Annotated in this window: 15 protein-coding genes and 1 pseudogene; 5 read left to right on the top strand and 11 right to left on the bottom strand. The window is 67.3% G+C overall.

The window, feature by feature from the left end; genetic code table 11:
- Together groEL and groES are read right to left on the bottom strand one after the other, a co-directional pair.
- Nucleotides 1-176 (bottom strand): annotated as a pseudogene (gene groEL, locus ABDV78_RS15450) (chaperonin GroEL); the annotation flags it as partial.
- A gap of 60 nt (nucleotides 177-236) precedes the next feature.
- Nucleotides 237-524 carry a co-chaperone GroES gene (groES, locus tag ABDV78_RS15455; RefSeq protein WP_343528328.1) on the bottom strand — a complete coding sequence of 96 codons (288 nt, stop codon included), beginning with the start codon at nucleotides 522-524 and terminating at the stop codon, nucleotides 237-239.
- Nucleotides 525-749: 225 nt separating this feature from the next.
- On the opposite strand from groES, the gene sppA reads away from it, so the two are divergent.
- Nucleotides 750-2,714, top strand: coding sequence for a signal peptide peptidase SppA (sppA, locus tag ABDV78_RS15460; protein ID WP_343528329.1), 1,965 nt, complete (start codon nucleotides 750-752; stop codon nucleotides 2,712-2,714).
- A gap of 178 nt (nucleotides 2,715-2,892) precedes the next feature.
- A complete protein-coding gene (locus tag ABDV78_RS15465) occupies nucleotides 2,893-3,483 on the top strand; it encodes an N-acetyltransferase family protein (protein WP_343528330.1) in 591 nt (196 codons plus the stop codon).
- 23 nt (nucleotides 3,484-3,506) lie between these two features.
- Here the strand turns inward: ABDV78_RS15465 and ABDV78_RS15470 are convergent, their stop codons facing one another.
- Nucleotides 3,507-4,388: an energy transducer TonB gene (locus tag ABDV78_RS15470; protein ID WP_343528331.1), complete on the bottom strand. Its 882-nt coding sequence runs from the start codon at nucleotides 4,386-4,388 to the stop codon at nucleotides 3,507-3,509.
- A 192-nt stretch (nucleotides 4,389-4,580) separates the two neighbouring features.
- Here ABDV78_RS15470 and pgi point away from each other — a divergent pair, with 192 nt between their 5' ends.
- The 3 genes from pgi to ABDV78_RS15485 all read left to right on the top strand — a co-directional run bounded on the left by pgi (nucleotide 4,581) and on the right by ABDV78_RS15485 (nucleotide 7,868).
- Nucleotides 4,581-6,071, top strand: coding sequence for a glucose-6-phosphate isomerase (pgi, locus tag ABDV78_RS15475; protein ID WP_343528332.1), 1,491 nt, complete (start codon nucleotides 4,581-4,583; stop codon nucleotides 6,069-6,071).
- 110 nt (nucleotides 6,072-6,181) lie between these two features.
- Nucleotides 6,182-7,531 (top strand): glutathione-disulfide reductase, encoded by a 1,350-nt coding sequence (gene gor / locus ABDV78_RS15480; protein WP_343528333.1) that lies wholly within the window; start codon nucleotides 6,182-6,184, stop codon nucleotides 7,529-7,531.
- Nucleotides 7,532-7,700: 169 nt separating this feature from the next.
- Nucleotides 7,701-7,868 carry a hypothetical protein gene (locus ABDV78_RS15485; protein WP_343528334.1) on the top strand — a complete coding sequence of 56 codons (168 nt, stop codon included), beginning with the start codon at nucleotides 7,701-7,703 and terminating at the stop codon, nucleotides 7,866-7,868.
- A 21-nt stretch (nucleotides 7,869-7,889) separates the two neighbouring features.
- Here the strand turns inward: ABDV78_RS15485 and ABDV78_RS15490 are convergent, their stop codons facing one another.
- The 8 genes from ABDV78_RS15490 to katG all read right to left on the bottom strand — a co-directional run bounded on the left by ABDV78_RS15490 (nucleotide 7,890) and on the right by katG (nucleotide 19,635).
- The gene (locus ABDV78_RS15490; RefSeq protein WP_343528335.1) at nucleotides 7,890-8,507 is read right to left on the bottom strand and encodes a glutathione S-transferase family protein; all 618 of its coding nucleotides are present in this window, start codon (nucleotides 8,505-8,507) and stop codon (nucleotides 7,890-7,892) included.
- A 32-nt stretch (nucleotides 8,508-8,539) separates the two neighbouring features.
- Nucleotides 8,540-9,421, bottom strand: a complete 882-nt coding sequence (locus ABDV78_RS15495; protein ID WP_343528336.1) for a dienelactone hydrolase family protein — start codon at nucleotides 9,419-9,421, stop codon at nucleotides 8,540-8,542.
- Nucleotides 9,422-9,606: 185 nt separating this feature from the next.
- A complete protein-coding gene (gene ftsH, locus ABDV78_RS15500) occupies nucleotides 9,607-11,574 on the bottom strand; it encodes an ATP-dependent zinc metalloprotease FtsH (RefSeq protein WP_343528337.1) in 1,968 nt (655 codons plus the stop codon).
- Nucleotides 11,575-11,691: 117 nt separating this feature from the next.
- A complete protein-coding gene (tilS, locus tag ABDV78_RS15505; protein WP_343528338.1) occupies nucleotides 11,692-12,684 on the bottom strand; it encodes a tRNA lysidine(34) synthetase TilS in 993 nt (330 codons plus the stop codon).
- 131 nt (nucleotides 12,685-12,815) lie between these two features.
- A complete protein-coding gene (locus ABDV78_RS15510) occupies nucleotides 12,816-13,754 on the bottom strand; it encodes a tetratricopeptide repeat protein (RefSeq protein WP_343528340.1) in 939 nt (312 codons plus the stop codon).
- Between the two features lie 89 nt (nucleotides 13,755-13,843).
- Entirely contained in the window at nucleotides 13,844-14,818 is a 975-nt protein-coding gene (locus ABDV78_RS15515) for a helix-turn-helix domain-containing protein (protein WP_343528341.1), read from the bottom strand.
- 91 nt (nucleotides 14,819-14,909) lie between these two features.
- Complete coding sequence (gene ptsP / locus ABDV78_RS15520; protein ID WP_343528342.1) at nucleotides 14,910-17,183, bottom strand: phosphoenolpyruvate--protein phosphotransferase; 2,274 nt, start codon at nucleotides 17,181-17,183, stop codon at nucleotides 14,910-14,912.
- A gap of 208 nt (nucleotides 17,184-17,391) precedes the next feature.
- Complete coding sequence (katG, locus tag ABDV78_RS15525) at nucleotides 17,392-19,635, bottom strand: catalase/peroxidase HPI (RefSeq protein WP_343528343.1); 2,244 nt, start codon at nucleotides 19,633-19,635, stop codon at nucleotides 17,392-17,394.
- Nucleotides 19,636-19,647: the final 12 nt, after the last annotated feature.

Raw genomic sequence — 19,647 nt, forward strand, 5'->3', positions numbered from 1 at the left:
TCCTTGGCGACCGAAACGCCGTCCTTGGTGATGCGGGGCGCACCGAACGACTTGTCGATCACGACGTTGCGGCCCTTCGGGCCCAGCGTGACCTTGACGGCATCGGCGAGGATGTCGACGCCCTTCAGAATGCGCTCACGCGCGTCGCGCGAAAATTTGACTTCCTTGGCTGCCATGGTGGCTACCCTTTCAATCTGGAATTGTCAGAAAAACGGAACGAAGGATCAGGATCAGGCTCAGCCGATGACGCCGAGGATGTCCGATTCCTTCATGATCAGCAGGTCTTCACCGTTCACCTTGACCTCGGTGCCCGACCACTTGCCGAACAGGATACGGTCGCCGGCCTTGACGTCCAGCGGAGTGACCTTGCCGTCTTCGGCCTTCGCGCCGGTACCGGCGGCGACGACTTCGCCCTCCTGCGGCTTTTCCTTGGCGGTGTCGGGGATGATGATCCCACCGGCCGTCTTTTCCTCGGCCTCGACGCGACGGACGAGAACGCGATCGTGCAACGGACGAAAGTTCATTGCCATGTCCCTTTATCTGGCATGTTACACTTTTCTGGCACTCGAGCCATGCGAGTGCCAACGCCCCGGATATGTGAACGACGGTTCAGGGCGTCAACGACCCCGCGAAAAAAATTTCGACCAGGCGCCCCGCCGCCGGGAACAAATTTCCGGTCCCGGCACATCCGTATTGGCGCACTAATACGGACCATTGCCGAGCCACCCCGGCTGGGCTAGCCATGGCGCATGACCGACGCTCGCGCAGACGCTCTTCCGCCCGCCTCCCCGCTCGACCAGGATTTCAGCCGACCCGGCCGGAAAGCCGGACGGCGAACCGGCTGGCGGATCGTGAAGGCGGCGTGGCGGCTGCTGGTCGGGATCAAGGATTTCCTGGTGCTGGCGGCGATGCTGCTGTTCTTCGGCCTGATCTTCGCCGCGCTCAATGCCCGGCCGGGGACAAGGCCGATCACCGACGGCGCGCTGCTCCTCAAGCTGGACGGACCGATCGTCGAGCAGCCCGAGGCCGTCGCGCCGCTCGCGATGCTGTCGGGTCGCGAGGGAACGCGCGAATATCGCCTGCGCGACGTGGTGCGTGCGATCGACGCGGCGCGGGGCGACGGCCGGGTGAAGGTGCTGGTCCTCGACCTCGATTCCTTCGGCGGCGCCTATCCGGCGGCGTTGCAGGAAGTGGGCGACGCGATCGCGCGCTTCCGCAAGGGCGGCAAGCCGGTGCTGAGCTATGCCACCGCCTATACCGACGGGGCCTATCGCCTGGCGGCCAATGCCAGCGAGATCTGGGTCAATCCGCTTGGCGGCACCCTGTTCGCGGGGCCGGGCGGCAACCAGCTTTACTATAAGGGGCTGATCGACAAGCTCGGCGTCAATGTGCACGTCTATCGGGTCGGCAAGTTCAAGTCGTTCGTCGAACCCTATATCCGCGCCGACCAGAGCCCCGAGGCGCGCGCCGCGTCGCAGGCGCTGTACGGCACGCTGTTCGCCCAATGGCGCGAGGCGGTGGCCAAGGCGCGCCCCAAGGCGCAGATCGACACCTTCCTGGCCCAGCCCGACCGCGCCGTGCTGGCCGCGAACGGCAGCATCGCCGACGCCAATCTGAAGGCCGGCCTGGTCGACAAACTCGGCGACAAGCTTGCTTTCGGCAAGCGCGTCGCCGAGATCGCGGGCGCCGAGGCGAACAAGCCCGCGGGCAGCTTCCGCACCATCTCCTATGCCGCCTGGGTCCGCGCCAATCCGCTGCCGACCAAGGGCGACGCGATCGGCGTGCTGACCATTGCCGGGAATATCGTCGATGGCGAGGCGGGCCCCGGCACGGCGGCGGGGGATACCCTGTCCAAGGCGCTGCTCGACGGACTGGCGAAGAAGAATCTGAAGGCGCTGGTCGTGCGGGTCGCCTCGCCCGGCGGCTCGGTGCTGGCCTCGGAACAGATCCGCCAGGCGATCCTGGAGGCCAAGCGACAGAAGCTGCCCGTGATCGTTTCGATGGGCGGCCTGGCGGCGTCGGGCGGCTACTGGGTCTCGACCCCCGCCGACCTGATCTTCGCCGAACCGGGCACGATCACCGGATCGATCGGGATTTTCGGGCTGATCCCGTCGTTCGAGAACACGCTGGCCAAGATCGGCGTGACCACCGACGGGGTGAAGACCACGCCGCTGACCGCCCAGCCCGATGTGCTGGGCGGCTTTACCCCGATGCTCGACACCATCCTGCAAGCGGGAATCGAGAATGGCTATCGCCAGTTCCTGACCCGCGTCGCCGAATCGCGCCACATGACGCCGGAAAAAGTCGACACCATCGCGCAGGGTCGGGTGTGGGACGGCGGCACGGCCCGCCAGATCGGGCTGGTCGACCGTTTCGGCACCCTGTCCGACGCCATCGCCGAAGCCGCCCGCCGCGCCAAGCTGGACCCGGCCAAGGTCTATCCAGAATATCTGGAGAAGAAGCCGGGCTTCGCCGCGATGCTGGCGGAAGGGTTCGAGAGCGACGATGACGACAGCCAGCAGGGTGGCGATGTCTTCGCCATTGCCGCGGCCGAACGGCGCGCGGTCGCGGCGCGCGCGCTCGGCGATGTCGCGCGGCTGGCGCGCGGCGGGTCCGTCCAGGCGCGCTGCCTGGAATGCGGCGGGCTGGGCCCCGTGGGAACCGCCAGCGACGAGCGGCTGCTCGATCTGCTGATCGCGCGGTTGGGGCTCTGACCCGGCTCTCCACCCCCGTCCAGCCTCAGCGAAGTCGAAGGCCTGGGGGCTCGATTGCCCCGCGCGGCGAACGCGCCTTTCGACTGCGCTCCGGGCGAACGGAGCAGGGAAACGGGGCTTTCCGAATCCGTTCGCCCCGCGCTAGGCACACCCATCGTCCCAGGAGATTTCAGCCCGCATGATCGCCATCCGCGCCGCCCGCCCCGATGACGCCGCCGCCATCGCCGCCATTTATGCTCCCCATGTGCTGGCGGGCGTGGTTTCGTTCGAGACACAGGCGCCCGATGCCGACATGATGCGCGCACGGATGGAGGGCGCGGACGGCCTTTATCCCTGGATCGTCGCGACACTCTCTGACGAGGAAGGGCGAGAAGAAGGCGTGATCGGCTATGCCTATGCCGCGCGCTTCCGCGAGCGCGAAGCCTATCGCTGGGTGGTGGAGACGACCATCTATGTCGCCGACGTGTCGCAGCGCGCCGGCGTCGGGCGGCTGCTCTACGAGGCACTGGTCGACACGTTGACCGCGCAAGGGTTCACCCAGGCGATGGGCGTGATCGCGCTGCCCAATGACGGATCCATCAAGCTGCACGAAGCGGTCGGCTTCCGCCGCGCCGGCGTCTTCCGCGAGGTCGGGCACAAGCATGGCCGCTGGATCGATGTCGGCTATTGGCAACGCGAACTCGCCGAGCCCGCAGCCCATCCGGCCGAGCCCAGGCGCTTTGCCGATATCGGCGTGGTCCGCGATCCGGTGGCGGTAAAACATCGCTGACGAATGCGGGTGCGGCGCGCCCTCTATCCGCGAAACACGAAGAATGGCGCGCCCGGTTTCCAGTTGATCCGCTTGAGCCAAACCGAGGTTACCGGCTTACCCTCGGCATCGATCGCGGGCCGGAACTTCGCACGTTCGGTCGCGGCGTGGCAGGTCGCATCCTGGAACGCCTTGTCGCCGCCGGATTTCGTCACGGCACAATCCCTGACGCTGCCGTCCGCACCGATCAGCAGGCGGATGATGACGGCACCGCCCATGCCCATATTCGCCGGCCCCGCCGGATAGTCGCTAGGGCGGAACCAGTCGGCCGGGTTCGTGGCGGGCATCGGCCCGCTTTTGAGCAGGCGCTGCTGAACGGGGTCGAGCCCCCAGGAGCGGATCAGGTCGTCCGAACATTTGTCGAGCGCATCGAGTGCCCCCTTCATCGGCCCCAGGTCCATCTTCACGGCGTAACGACGAACGAAATTGATCGCGAGCATGGTCGGCTTGCCCGCCGCGACATCGCTGCGCAGCGCCTTGGGCAGGTCGGAATCGGGCCGGAACCGCAGGGTCGAGGGTACGCCGCCGGTACCCTCGAAGCCCTGCGCCTCGATCCCCGGCACCTCCGCCACGGTAGAGGTCGCAACAAGGACGGGGACGTTGCGCTCGGTCGCGGGGAAACGCGGCCCCGCCAACGCCATTTCCAGGCTGTCGCGCACATCGAAGCGACTGATCTGCAGCAGCACCTGGGCCTTGCCCTCGCCAAAGGTCCGCAACAGGCGGCACTCGTTCGGCGCGTAGTTCATTTCCCATTTGGAGGTGGGCGCAAGCGGCGGCGACGGCTCGGCGGCGAACAGACCTTGTGACAAGGATGCACCCAGCGCAACACCCATCCCCGCCCAGGCCATGATCGTCCGACCGCGCATCCTGCCCTCCCCAAATTTTCGGCTACCCCTGTGTCTATGCCAAGGATGCCATGATTATGCTGGTCACCCAAGACGATTCCGCGTGCCAACCCGCCCCACCATACCAATCTAAGGCTTGGCTTTGCGGCCCGTCATTGTCTAACGCCGTGGGCATAGCCCCACACTGGGCAGATCAAGGAAGGAACAGGCATCATGGCTGCCGACTGGTCGACGATCGAATCGCTCCCGAAGACCCCGCTTCTCGATCTTTTTGCAAATGATCCCGACCGGCTGGCCTCGCTCAGCCTGGACGTGGCGGGCATCCATTTCGACTGGTCCAAGACGCACCTGACGCCGCAGGCCGTCGCCGCCTTCGCCGAACTCGCCAAGGCGAGCGGTCTGGCCGCCAAGCGTGACGCGCTGTTCGGCGGCGAGATCGTCAACGTGACCGAGGGCCGCGCGGTCGAGCACACCGCCGAGCGGGGCGAAGGCAATCCCGAAAGCGTCGCCACCGCCCGCGCCTCGCACGCCCGGATGCGCGCGCTGATCGACGCCATCGAGGCGGAGGCGCTGGGGCCGATCCGCCATGTCCTGCACATCGGCATCGGCGGTTCGGCGCTGGGCCCCGACCTGCTGGTCGATGCGCTGGGCCGCGACAGCGACCGTTACGACGTCGCGATCGTGTCGAACGTCGACGGCATGGCCCTGGAGGAGGTGTTCAAGCGCTTCGACCCGGCCGCCACGCTGCTGGTCGTCGCGTCCAAGACCTTCACCACCACCGAGACGATGCTCAACGCCACCTCGGCGCTGCAATGGATGACCGAGCATGGCGTCGAGGACCCCTATGGCCGCGTCATCGCGCTGACCGCCAATCCGGCCAAGGCGGTCGAATGGGGCGTGGACGAGACGCGCATCCTGTCCTTCGCCGAGTCGGTCGGCGGCCGCTATTCGCTCTGGTCGACCATCGGCTTCCCCGCCGCGCTCGGCCTGGGCTGGGACGCGTTCGAGGAATTGCTGGAGGGCGCGGCCGAGATGGACCGCCATTTCCGCCTGACCGACCTCAGCCAGAACGCCCCCGCGCTCGCCGCCTTTGCCGACCTCTATTACACCCAGGTCCGCCATGCCGAGACGCGCGCGCCCTTCGCCTATGACGAGCGGCTGCGCCTCCTCCCCTCCTATCTCCAGCAGTTGGAGATGGAATCGAACGGCAAGGGCGTGACCGTCGATGGCAAGCCCGTCGGTCGCCCCACCGCCGCGATCACCTGGGGCGGGGTCGGCACCGATGCACAGCATGCCGTGTTCCAGCTTCTCCACCAGGGTACCCATCTCGTCCCCGTCGAGTTCATCGCGGTGGTCGAGCCGGGCGATGTGCTGAGCGACGAACATCATCGCCAGTTGCTGCTCAACGCCTTCGCGCAGGGTGCCGCGCTGATGAAGGGCAAGACGGTCGACGATCCGGCGCGCAGCTATTCGGGGGATCGGCCGTCCTCGACCATCCTGCTCGAAACGCTAGACCCGCGCACGCTGGGGGCGCTGATCGCCTTCTACGAGCATCGGGTGTTCGTGAACGGCGTGATCCTGGGCATCAACAGCTTCGACCAGTTCGGCGTCGAACTGGGCAAGGAAATGGCCAAGGCCGCCGACCAGGGCGGGCAGGATTTCGACCCCTCGACCGAGGACCTGATCAAGCGCGCCTTTGGCTGAACGCCGCAATATCGATCACTGTCAGGGGGACGCTGAACTTGGCTCAGCGTCCCCCGTTGTGCTTTTAGCGGGTCTCATCCCCGACCGACTTTCCCGGAGTAACCGATTCCATGGCTGAATATGATTATGACCTGTTCGTCATCGGCGCGGGGTCCGGGGGAACGCGCGCGTCGCGGGTCGCCGCCGCGCATGGTGCGCGCGTCGCCGTGGCCGAGGAGTATCGCGTCGGCGGCACCTGCGTCATTCGCGGCTGCGTGCCCAAGAAGCTGCTCGTCTATGGCGCGCATTTCGCCGAGGATCTGAAGGACGCCCGCCGCTTCGGCTGGCAGGTGCCGAGCGAGTGCGAATTCTCATGGCAGACGCTGCGCGACAATGTGCTGTCCGAGGTCGACCGGCTGAACACCGCCTATACCACCACGCTGCAAAGCCATAAGGTCGAGATCATCCCGCAGCGCGCGGTCGTCACCGGGCCGCATAGCGTCCGCCTGGCCGACGGGACCGAGAAGACCGCCGACAAGATCCTGATCGCGGTCGGCGCACACCCCGCCGTCCCCACCTGCCCCGGTCATGAACATGGCATCACCTCGAACGAGGCGTTCCATCTCGATGCGATCCCCAAGCGGGTGCTGATCGCGGGCGCGGGCTATATCGCCAATGAATTTGCGGGCGTGTTCCACCAATTCGGCGCGCATGTCACGCTGATCAACCGCAGCAAGGAGATACTGCGCGGATACGACCTGACGATCCGGGACCGGCTGCTCCAGATTTCGATGATGAAGGGGATCGAGTTCCGCTTCGACGCGACGTTCGAGGGGATCGAGAAGCTGGATGACGGCTGCCTTAAGGTGTCGATGTCCAATCACGAGCCGATCATCGTCGACCTGGTGATGTTCGCCACCGGCCGCCTGCCCAACACGCATGGGCTGGGCCTGGAGACCGCCGGGGTCGAACTGGACGATCACGGCGCGATCAAGGTCGATGCGGACAATCGCTCGACCTGCGACAGCATCTATGCGGTCGGCGACGTGACCAATAGGGTGCAGTTGACGCCCGTGGCGATCCGCGAGGGCCAGGCCTTTGCCGACACCGTGTTCGGCGGCAAACGGACCCGCGTCGATTATGACTGCATCCCCGCCGCCGTGTTCAGCCATCCGCCGATGGCGGGCGTCGGCCTGACCGAGGCCCAGGCCAAGCAGACGCTGGGATCGGTGCGCGTCTATACGTCCGATTTCCGCCCGATGAAGAACGTACTGGCCGGACGCGAGGAGCGTGCGCTCTACAAGATGGTGTGCGACGGCGACACCGACCGGGTGGTCGGGTTGCACATGATCGGCCCCGACGTGCCCGAGATCATCCAGGCGGCGGCGGTCGCGGTGAAGGCCGGTTTGACCAAGGCGCAGTTCGACTCGACGATCGCGCTGCATCCCACCATGGCCGAGGAACTGGTCCTCATGCGCTGAACCCCCGTGCCTGCGGGATGAAGCACCCCCGCTTCATCCCTTCCAGGTACAAAGCCGCATGAGGAAAATACATATCGCGCGATATTTTGTCGCAGCCCAGGATATCCGCATTCCGACGAAATCCGTCTTTGGAACACGGGTTCTGGAGAGGATGGATATGGAATAGGCAATGACCGATCACATCGCCACGTTCGAGCATGTGATCGCCCTGGCGGCAGCGGCGATGGAGGGCGCGGAAGCGCTGGGCCACTATCTGGCGGGCAATTCCATCGCCGCCGGGCTGGACATGCTGCGCGCCGCCCATCGGCAGCAGCAGGTCAAGCCGCTTTCCGCCTGAGCCGTCCCCTCGCCCGGTTGGTCAGGCCGCCTCGCCTGCCCCATCGTCCAGCGCGGTGGCACGGAGATGCGCCGGTCGATCGTTCAGCCGGCCGATATAGGCCATGATTGCGTCCGTCCTGGGGATCAGCCCGAACTGGGTGAACCACATCACCTGCGACCCGACATAGACATCCGCCGCCGTGAAGCGATCCCCCGCGATATAGGGCGTGCGGGCCATGGCCTCGCCGATGACCGATATGGTGCGATCGAAATCGCCATAGCCCGCCATGCGCTGCTGTGCCGGCGTAACCGTCACGCCCAGCGCGCGGTTGGTCGCCGCCGCCTCCAGCGGCCCTGCGGCGAAGAACAGCCAGCGATAATAATCCGCCCGCTCATGCGGCAAGGGCGCGAGTTCGGCATCGGGAAACACCTCCGCCAGATAGGCGCAGATCGCCGCCGTTTCCGTCACCACCTTGCCGTCATGGACGATAGCCGGCACCTTCATCATCGGATTGATCGCGCAATAGTCGGGCGCGATCATCGTCGTCCCATAATCGAGCTGTACGACCTCATAGGCCGCGCCGGTTTCCTCCAGCATCCAGCGGGCAATCCGGCCGCGCGACTGGGGATTGGTATAGAGCGTCAGCTCGGCCGTCATCGCATCTCTCCGAACAGGAAAATCGCCCGAGGCTAGGCGCGATCGACATGGCGGCGCAAGAAGGCGATCGTCCGCGCCCAGGCCTGGGCGGCGGCGGCGGCATCATAGCGCTCGGCGGATGTGTCGTTGTTGAATGCATGGTCCACCCCTGGATAGGTGAAGGCCTCCACCGGCCGCCCCGCCGCCTTCAGCGCCGCGACCCAGGGGACGCCGGTGGCCGCCACCCGCGCATCCTTGCCCGCATAATGCAGCAGCAGCGGCGCGCGCACCTTGACCGCCTCGCGCGGGTCGGGCGCGGGGCCGTAATAGGCGACCCCGGCGGCCAGCGAAGGCCCCGCCGCGACCGCGAGCCGATTGACGAATGCGCCGCCCCAGCAGAAACCGACCGCGCCGATCCGGCCCGTGCTGCTCCGCTCCGCCACAGCCTGCGCCATCATCGCCCGGACCTGCGCCAATGCCAGATCATAGTCGAGCGATCCGATCAGCGTGCGGGCGCGATCCTCGTCGGCAGGCGTACCCCCTTGCGGCGCGAGCAGATCGGGGGCGACCGCCCGGAACCCGGCCAGGGCCACGCGCCGCGCGACATCCTCGATATGCGGGGTCAGCCCGCGATTCTCGTGGATGACCAGCACCATGCCCAGCCGCCGCCTGGTGCCCCTCGGGGCGGCGATATAGGCGGCGGATCGCGCGCCCGCCTCCATTCCCTCACGCCGGTCGATGGAAAGACGGGGGTCATGCGGATCGATCACCGCCGCCGCCGCCGGGCTGGCGGCGATCCCCAGGATCAGCGCCTCGGCCGCCGCAACCGACCCGGCCAGAGCGGTCATCTGGCGCAATAGGGTACGACGGTCGTGATGATCATGGGTGAAGGCGTCATAGATCCGGACGGCTTCGTCGCGCAGCGCATCGGTCATGCCGGCATCCTCCTGCGGCAGCGCGCTTTTTCGAGCATGACCGCGTGGCCAGCATAATGGGATCGCGCCGACGCGGCTAGAGCACCGACGCGAAGCCGAGGCCGATGCGCCTTATGGGTGGCGGCATAAGAAAAGGGCCGCCCCCTTTTGCGGGGACGGCCCTTTTTCAGACGCTGACGAAGGGATCAGGCGCCCAGCGGGCTTGGCGACCCGAACGGCCCGGCACCGCGACGGGTCTTGGGGATGGACGTTCCCGCCTTGGCGATCGGCACCGCCTTCAGCTTGGGATCGTCGCGACCGATATCGTCGCCCGCGATCAGCTTCTTGATCTCGTCACCCGACAGCGTTTCATATTCGAGCAGCGCCCCCGCCAGCAGGTGGAGCTGGTCGACATTCTCGGTCAGGACATGCTTGGCGCGGTGAAGGCCGCCCTCGACGATCGACTTGATCTCGTCGTCGATCAGTTGCGCGGTCTGGTTGGACATGCGCACCGGCTGGCTCGACGAATATCCCAGGAAGCTTTCGCCCTCCGGCTGGGCATATTCGACCGGGCCGACCTTGTCCGACATGCCCCATTTGGTGACCATGTCGCGGGCCAGGCCCGTGGCGTACTGGATGTCGCCGCTCGCACCGCTCGACACCTTCTCATAGCCGAAGATGATCTCCTCGGCCACGCGACCGCCCATCGCGACCGCCAAGTTCGCGTACATCTTGTCGCGGTGATAGCTGTACGAGTCCCGTTCCGGCAGGCGCATCACCATGCCCAGCGCACGGCCGCGCGGAATAATCGTCGCCTTGTGGATCGGATCCGATGCCGGTTCGTGCAGCGCGACGATGGCGTGACCGGCCTCGTGATAGGCGGTCATCCGCTTCTCGTCCTCGGTCATGACCATGGAGCGGCGTTCCGCGCCCATCATGACCTTGTCCTTGGCTTCCTCGAACTCGGCATTGGCGACCAGGCGCTTACCCTTGCGCGCCGCCATCAGCGCCGCCTCGTTGACCAGATTGGCGAGATCCGCGCCCGAGAAGCCCGGCGTGCCCCGCGCGATGACGCGGGCGTCGACGTCGGGGGCCAGCGGCACCTTCTTCATATGGACTTCGAGGATCTTCACGCGGCCATCGATGTCCGGGCGCGGCACCACGACCTGCCGGTCGAAGCGACCGGGACGCAGCAGTGCTGGGTCCAGCACGTCCGGCCGGTTGGTCGCGGCGATGATGATGATGCCTTCATTGGCCTCGAAACCATCCATCTCGACCAGCAACTGGTTCAGCGTCTGCTCGCGCTCGTCATTGCCATTGCCCAGGCCCGCACCGCGATGACGCCCGACCGCGTCGATCTCGTCGATGAAGACGATGCACGGCGCGCTCTTCTTGGCCTGCTCGAACATGTCACGCACGCGGCTGGCACCGACGCCGACGAACATCTCGACAAAGTCCGAGCCCGAAATGGTGAAGAAGGGAACGCCCGCCTCCCCCGCGATCGCGCGGGCGAGCAGCGTCTTGCCGGTACCCGGCGAGCCGACCAGCAGCGCGCCCTTGGGAATCTTGCCGCCCAGCCGCGCAAACTTCGACGGGTCCTTCAGGAACTCGACGATTTCCTGCAGCTCTTCGCGCGCTTCGTCGATGCCGGCCACATCGTCGAAGGTCACCTTGCCTTCCTTCTGGGTCAGCATCCGCGCACGGCTCTTGCCAAAGCCCATCGCGCCGCTCGCCCCGCCGCCCTTCTGCATCTGGCGCAGCACGAAGAAGGCGATGCCGATGAACAGGATGAAGGGCAGCGAGTTGTAGAGCATCAGCATCCAGATGGACGGCCCTTCCTCGGTCTTCGCCGTGAAGGTCACGCCCTTTTCGCGCAGACGCGGGATCAGCTGCGAATCGGGTACCGGGGTGGTGCGGAACTTCTCGCCCGACGACAGCGTGCCGGTGATCGATTCGCGTGAGATGGTGGCGGTCTTCACCGTCCCCTCGTCGACCTTGTCGAGGAAGGTCGAATATTCGATCGGATTGCCGCTCTGCGCCGACGAACCCGCGCCCGACAGGCTGACGAACAGGGCGAGCGCCATCAGGATGCCCACCCAGATCAGCAGGCTCTTCATCCAGGGGTTTCCGCCCCCATTGGGATCGGGGCTCTGCTGCTTGTCGTTCTCGTTCATCGGTGCCGGATACCTTTCAGCCTCCAAGATAGGCATGGCGAAGTTAATGGCAATGGAACAAGACCGATCATTGTGATCGGGGGCCTGGCTTCGTTTGCCAGCGTCGCCGCAGAGACGTCACCCGGTCCGGCGTGGCGGGGCGGGGCGGAAGCGCCACACGCCGGAACGCACGCTGGCGATCACCCCCGCCTGGGTCGCGCGGCTGCCATGCTCCAGCGCCTCGAGCAGCTTTTCGATATTGCCGCCCTCGGTCCAGGCGGGCGATTCGATTCCGGCGGCCGCGCGCACCGTGCCGATCGCGCGACGGGCCAGGCGCCGCCCCAGCTCACGCGGCAGGTCGCTCGCGGCGATCCGCACATTGTCGCCATCGATCTGCGCCCGCTCGGCCCATAGCCAGTCGACCGTGGCGCGCAGATCGGCATCGGCCTCGGCCAGTTGCGCCGCCGCCCGCGCCATCTGTGCAACCCCCAACCACTCATTGGCGTCGAGCAGCTGGCGGAACCGGGTCCGGTCGTGTCGCGGATCGGTGTTGGCGGGATCGTCGACGAAGGACGCCTCGGCCCGGCGGACGATCCGGCGCAGCTCGGCCCGGCGCCAGTCGAGCAGCGGGCGAAGCACCGTCGCCCCCGCGATCACCGTCCGTCCGCGGACACCCGACAATCCCGACAGCCCCGCGCCACGCGACGCGCGCATCAGGAAGGTCTCGGCCTGGTCATCGGCATGATGCGCGGTCAGGATGGCCGCCGCGCCGATCGCGCGGGCATGGTCGGCGAGCAGCGCATAACGCGCCTCGCGCGCCTGCGCCTGAATGCTGGCGCCGGCAATCGGCTTGGCCGGGCGCAGCACATGATGGGGAACGCCCAGCCCGGCGCAGTGCGCGGCGACCATCCGCGCCTCCTCCGCCGCTTCGGGGCGCAGGCCATGATCGACCGTCGCGACCTGGATCCGCCCCCGAAACGCCGCCGCCGCCAGCGTCAGCATCGCCATGCTGTCGGGACCGCCCGATACCGCCAGCAACAGCGGCGAGGGGTCGGATGACGGATCATGAAGGATCGTCAGATCCGCCGCGAAACGCGCGATCTGATCGACGGCCGTGGCATCGGTGGCCATGATGCTCTCAAAACTGGTCAGGGACGCTGCCGCTCTGGCCCTTCCGCCGGGCGTGCGCAAGGGATTTCATATCATCCGGCCAGTCGCCGGAGCCGGCACACCCCGCCAGGGACGCACCGGCCATCAGCCCTTTACTGGCATTTGGCGGCGGTCCGCCCCGCCGCGACCTGTCCCTTCATCGACCCCGACAGCTTGGCGCCATAGACGTCGCTCAGTTCGTCATAGACCTTGCAGGCATCGGCCGGCTTGTTCAGCTTGGTCAGCGCCTGGCCCAGATAGAGAAGGCTGTCTGGCGCCCGCTCGCCGTCCGGGAATTTCTTGTAATTCTCATAAAAGGCCATCGACGCGAGGCTGGGCTTGCCCGAGTCGAGATAGGTGCGGCCCAGCAGATTCTGCGCATAGCTGGCGCGGCGGCTCTTGGGATAATCCGCCACCACCTTCTTCAACTGCGCCTCGGCCTCGGGGTAACGCTTGGCCTGCCAAAGGCGATAGCCATAGAGATAGGCGTCCTCCGCCGCGTCGCCGGTCGCAGGCTTCTCGACGGCCGAACCACCCGCCGCCGCCGGAACCGCGGTCGCCGTGTCGCCGGTCACCACGGAAGGCGCGGCCGGGCTCTTGCCCGGACGGGGCGAGCCGGTCGGCGCGGGCGTGTCGAGCGGCGCGCTCTGCCCGGCGGGCGCGATCGGTGCGGGACCGGCTTCCAACGCCTTCAACCGCGCATCGGTCGCGCGCTTATAGGCGTCGAACTGCTCCTGCACCTGGCGGAGGCGATAGCCATTCTGCTCGATCTGGCCGGTCAGCGTCGCCATCTGCTCCTCCAGCGAGGTCACGCGCGAGCTCAGGTCGGCCAGCGCACTCGTCGCGGGTACGCCGGGGGCCTGTGCCTGGGTCTGGGGGGCGGTGATCTCGGGCTGGACATATTGGCCCTGGCCGTTCGGGAACACCTTGCGCTGGACGGCACGCATCTCACTTTCAAGCTTGCCGACGCGGCCCTCGACATTGGACTGGGCCATGGCGGCGGTCGGCAGGATCATCACGGCCGCGACACCGGCCAGCAACAGGTTACGCATCGATTTCACCCCTTGGGCGGGCTGGTTGTTGAAGGAACAGCGGCCGTCCATGCCCCGCCCCGGCTGTCTCCAGCCTGAAAGATTGGCCCCTACAGATTCGCCGGTGCCGGCGCCGGCGCGGCAGGCGTCGACGACGGGGCGGGCGCCGGGGCGTCCGCCGCCGCGCCACCCGCTTCGCCATTCCCCTCACCGCCCGTCGGCCGGGCCGAGGCACGAAGGGGGCGGGCCCGCGCCGCGCCGCGGTCCACGCGCGTCAAGGACGCGGCGGCGGGCGCCGCCTGCCCCGACAGGCGCGCCGCGATCGCGGCAGGGTCGATCCGCACATCCTTGACCGCGCGCGATCCGTCACCCAGGGGCGGGATCGCCGTGCCATTCAGCGTGACGGTCAGCTTGTCCGGGCGCCCGACATTGAGCAACGGTCCCTTGGCATCCGCCGGAACCTCATATTGCTCGCCGGGCTTGAGCGTCCCCATCTTCAGCGTCACATTGTCCGCATCATAGACGCGCAGCCAGACGTCGCCATTCGCGGTCAGGACCACCTTGCCAGCCGTCACCGGCGCGGCGGTCGGCGTGACCTGGGGCGTGGGTGCCGCGCTGGCCAGCGGGGTCGGCGCGGGCACGTCCTGCGCGCTATGGTCCCGGCGGAACAGATCGGTGCCATACCAAAGCCCGGCCAGGATCAGCAGCGCCAGCGCCAGTCCGACGCCCAGCACCGCGATCCCGCGGGACGGCACGCGGGCGGGGTCGGCGATGTCCTGCGGCACATATTCGGCCACGCGGCGGCCCAGCCGGTCGACATCGGCACGCACCGCCTGCGCGATCGCGACCTCGTCGGCGCCGACCGCACGGGCATAGGCCTTGGCGAAGCCGACCGCATAGGTGGCCGACGGCAGGCTCTGGTAATCGGATGCCTCGATCGCCGCGAGATGGCGACTGGGAACACGCGTGCGTGCGCCGATGTCACCGAGTGACAGCCCCTGCGCCTCGCGTGCCGCGCGCAGGACGTCACCGGCGCGGGCAGGTGCCGCCGGTGCGGCATCGTGGCCGGGATTGACCTCGTCCATTCTCAACTCCGAAGTGACCATGGCCCACCCCATGATCGCGGTCGTTCTTTCAGACGGCTGGGATCAAGTCAACGCGAACACCCGACCTGAATCATGCCAATTCGACACCGTTCGTCGCGGCCCAGGCACCAAGCGCCCCACGCATGTCGCGGACCGGATGCGCGAGCAGGCGCGTCATCTCCCGCGTGATCGCGGCCTGATCGAGCGAACGGATCATCGCCTTGACCGGCCCCACCGCCGCCGGGGTGATCGACAGGCGGTCTATGCCCAGCCCGATCAGCGCCATTGCCTCCAGCGGACGGCCGCCCATCTCGCCGCATACGCCCAGCAGCACATTGGCCGCACGGCAGGGCTCGACCACCCTGCGCATGAACCGCAGGATCGAGGGGCTCAGCCAGTCATAGCGCTCGGCGAGCTTGGGATTGGCACGGTCGGCGGCGAACAGGAACTGGGTCAGGTCATTGGTGCCGATCGACAGGAAATCGATATTGGGCAGGATCAGATCGAGCTGCTCGGCGAGCGCGGGGACCTCCAGCATCGCGCCGTAGCGCACGTCGGTCGGCGGGCGGCGTCCGCGCGCGCCCAGCCAGGCGCGCTGGGCCTCGAACAATTGCTTGGCCTCGTCGAACTCCCACGCCTCCGACACCATGGGGAACATGATGTGCAGCGTGCGCCCCGCCCCCGCCTCGATCAGGGCGCGGGCCTGCGCCTTCATCAGCCCTTCGCGCTCCAGCGCCAGCCGCAGCGCACGCCAGCCCATTGCCGGATTCTCTTCATCGGCGGCATCGGTGTTCAGATAGGGCAGCGCCTTGTCCCCGCCGATGTCGATGGTGCGGAAGATGACCGGCCGGTCGCCCGCCGCCTCCAGCACGTCGCGATAGAGCCGCTGCTGCCGCTCGCGCTGTGGCAGGGTGGCGGAGACGAGGAACTGGAATTCGGTGCGGAACAGCCCGATCCCGTCCGCGCCCGTGGTGTCGAGCGCGGCGGCATCGTCGCGAAGCCCGGCATTGACCATCAGGGTGATGCGGCGGCCGTCCTTCGTCACCGGCGGCACGTCACGCAACGCCGCAAAGGCCGCGCGCCGCTTCTGGCGCAGCGCCAGCTTGGCCTCGAACGCCTCCTCCATCGCGGAGGTCGGGCGGACCAGGACGCTGCCCTCGGCCACGTCGAGCAGCAACTGGTCGCCCTCGGCGATCTGTCGCCGCATCTCCCGGACGCGGCCCAGCACCGGCACACCCATCGCACGCGCGACGATGATGACATGCGCGGTCAGCGATCCCTCCTCCAGGATCACGCCCTTCAATCGCCGCCGGTCATATTCGAGCAGTTCGGCCGGTCCCAGATTGCGCGCGAGGAGGATCGTGTCCTGCCGCAGCCCCAGTTGCGCCGCGGTCCCCATCTGGCCCGAGACGATGCGGAGCAGCCGGTTGGACAGATCCTCCAGATCGTGCATCCGGTCGGCGAGCAGCGGGTCGTCGATCTGGCGCATCCGCTGGCGCGTGCGCTGCTGCACCCGCTCGATCGCGGCCTCGGCGGTCAGGCCGCTGTCGATCGCCTCGTTGATCCGGCGCGTCCAGCCCTCGTCATAGGCGAACATCTTGTAGGTCTCGAGAACCTCGACATGCTCGCCGCCGACGCCGAACTCCGCCTCGCGCGCCATGCGGTCGATCTGCTCGCGCATCTTGTCGAACGCGGCATAGACGCGGCGACGTTCGGCATCGATATCCTCGGCCACCGTATGTTCGATGACGATGCGCGGCTGGTGATAGACGGCAAAGCCGCTGCCCATGCCATCGACCAGCTTCTGTCCGCCCAGCCGGATCGAGGCGGTCATCTGTGGCCGCGCACCCGCCGCGCCCGCCGCGTCGATCAGGCCGGCATTGGCGATCAGCTCGGACAGGACCATGGCGACGGTCTGCAGCGCCTCGATCTCGACATCGGCATATTTGCGCGGATCGCTGTGCTGGACCGCCAGGACGCCCACCGCCCGCTCGCGCCGGATGATCGGCACGCCCGCAAAGCTGTGGAAGCGATCCTCGCCCGTCTCCGGCTTGTAGGCGAAATCGGGATGGCTGGCGGCTTCGTCGAGGTTCAGCACCTCGACGTCCTCGGCGATCGTACCGACCAGCCCCTCGCCCAGCGCCATCTTGGTGACATGCACCGCCTCTTCCGCAAGGCCGCGCGTCGCGAACAGCTCCAGCACGCCTTCGCGCAGGAGGTAGATCGAACAGACCTCGCTGCCGATCGCCTCACCGATGATCTGGACGACCTGGTTCAGCTTGGCTTGAGCGGGTGCGCGCGACGCCATCACGTCGTGCAGGCGAACGAGGATCTCGCGGGCGGAGGCGGCGGCCGAAACGGGCATGGCCACAGGGCTAACAGACGGTGGGCGGCGGTGTCATGCCCTAATATCGCAGAGGCGTGCCATTAGCGTGCCATTCATCCCGTTCGCCCCCATCATCGGCGGGAGAAAAAGGGGGGGATCGCGCGAAGCGTCGAAAGGCACGATGCCACCACGAAAAAGGGGCGCGCCCTGCGGCACGCCCCCTTCCCTTCCCATTCGGGTCGCCGGATCAGATGTCCATGCGACCCGCGTTCATCACCTTGTCCCACGCCTTCACGAAATCGCGCACGAACGGCGCGTTCGAGTCGGAGCAGGCATAGGCCTCGGCCAAGGCGCGCAGTTCCGAATGCGAGCCGAAGATCAGGTCGACGCGCGTCGCCGTCTTCACATGCTCCTTGGTGCGACGATCCCGACCGGCGAAGCGGTTCTTGTCCTCGGTCGGCTCCCACTCCGTGTCCATGTCGAGCAGGTTCACGAAGAAGTCGTTCGACAGGGTGCCGACGCGGTCGGTGAACACGCCTTCGGTCACACCCGGCGCATTGCCGCCCAGGACACGCAGGCCACCGACCAGCACGGTCATCTCGGGACCGCTCAGGTTCAGCAACTGGGCACGATCGACCAGCGCTTCCTCCGGCGCCATGAACTGCGGCCCCTGGCGATAGTTGCGGAAGCCGTCCGCCATCGGTTCGAGCACCGCGAAGGATTCGGCGTCGGTCTGGTCCTCGCGCGCGTCCATCCGGCCCGGCGTGAACGGCACGGTCACCTCGACCCCACCATCCTTCGCCGCCTTCTCGACCGCCGCGCAGCCGCCCAGCACGATCAGGTCGGCCATCGAAACCTTCTTGCCGCCGGTGGCCGAGGCGTTGAAGTCCGCCTGGATCGCCTCCAGCTTGGCCAGCACGTCCGCGAGCTGGGCCGGGTTGTTGACGTCCCAATCCTTTTGCGGGGCGAGCCGCACGCGGCCGCCGTTGGAGCCGCCACGCTTGTCCGACCGGCGATAGGTCGAGGCCGAGGCCCAGGCCGCGCCGACCAGCGCCGGGACCGACAGGCCGGTGCCGAGGATCTTCGCCTTCAGGTCCGCAATGTCCGCCTCATCGACGACCGGATGGTCGAGTGGATCGACGCGATCCTGCCAGATCAACGGCTCCTGGGGCACGAGCGGCCCGAGATAGCCCTCGACCGGCCCCATGTCGCGATGGGTCAGCTTGAACCAGGCGCGCGCGAAGGTTTCGGCGAAATAGGCCGGGTCCTTGTAGAAGCGCTCGGAAATCTTGCGATATTCCGGGTCCTTGATCATCGCGAGGTCGGAGGTCAGCATCCGCGGATGCTGCTTCTTCGACGGGTCGTGCGCGTGCGGCACGTCGGCGGGGGCGGACTTGGCCTCCCACTGCCAGGCGCCGCCCGGGCTCTTGGTCAGTTCGAACTGGTCCTCATATTCGAACAGGTTGCGGAAATAGTTGTTCGACCAGCGGGTGGGCGTCTGGCTCCACGTCACTTCCAGGCCGGAGGTGATCGCATCACCGCCAAAGCCGGTGGCATGTTTGGAACGCCAGCCCAGGCCCTGATCCTCGATCACTGCGCCTTCCGGCTCCGCACCGACGAACGAGGGGTCGCCCGCGCCGTGCGTCTTGCCGAAGGTGTGGCCACCGGCGTTGAGCGCGACGGTTTCCTCGTCGTTCATCGCCATGCGCGCGAAGGTCGCACGGATGTCGCGCGCCGAGGCGACGGGATCGGGGGTGCCGTTGGGGCCTTCCGGGTTGACGTAGATCAGGCCCATCTGGACCGCACCCAGCGCGGGGTGAAGCTGCCGCTCGCCCGAATAGCGCTCGTCGCCCAGCCAGCTTCCCTCGGGGCCCCAGTACAGTTCTTCGGGCTCCCAGGTGTCGGCGCGGCCGCCCGCGAAACCGAAGGTCTTGAGCCCCATCGATTCCAGCGCGACGTTGCCGGTCAGCACATAGAGGTCGGCCCAGCTGATCTTCGCGCCATATTTCTGCTTGATCGGCCAGAGCAGACGCCGCGCCTTGTCGAGATTGGCATTGTCCGGCCAGCTGTTGAGCGGTGCGAAACGCTGCTGCCCGCCGCCCGCGCCGCCGCGACCATCGGTGGTGCGATAGGTGCCGGCCGAGTGCCAGGCCATGCGGATGAACAGGCCGCCATAATGGCCGAAATCGGCGGGCCACCAATCCTTGCTGTCGGTCATCAGCGCATGCAGGTCGGCGATCAGTGCGTCGAGGTCCAGTTCCGCGAACGCCTCGGCATAGTTGAAAGTCTCGCCGAGCGGATTGGAACGCGGGTTGTGCTGGTTGAGCCCCTCCAGGCGCAGCCGCTCCGGCCACCAGTCCTTGTTGCTATGGCCGCCCCGGCCACCGCCGCCGCCACGCTTGCCTGCGCCGTTATTTCCGCCGCCGCCGCCATGCGCGACCGGGCATTCGCCTGCATTGGGACCCTGCCGTTCTTCGATCTGGGAAGCCATGTCCACTCCTTG

It is taken from the genome of Sphingomonas sp. (genome assembly GCF_039594485.1).
Lineage (GTDB): Bacteria > Pseudomonadota > Alphaproteobacteria > Sphingomonadales > Sphingomonadaceae > Sphingomonas.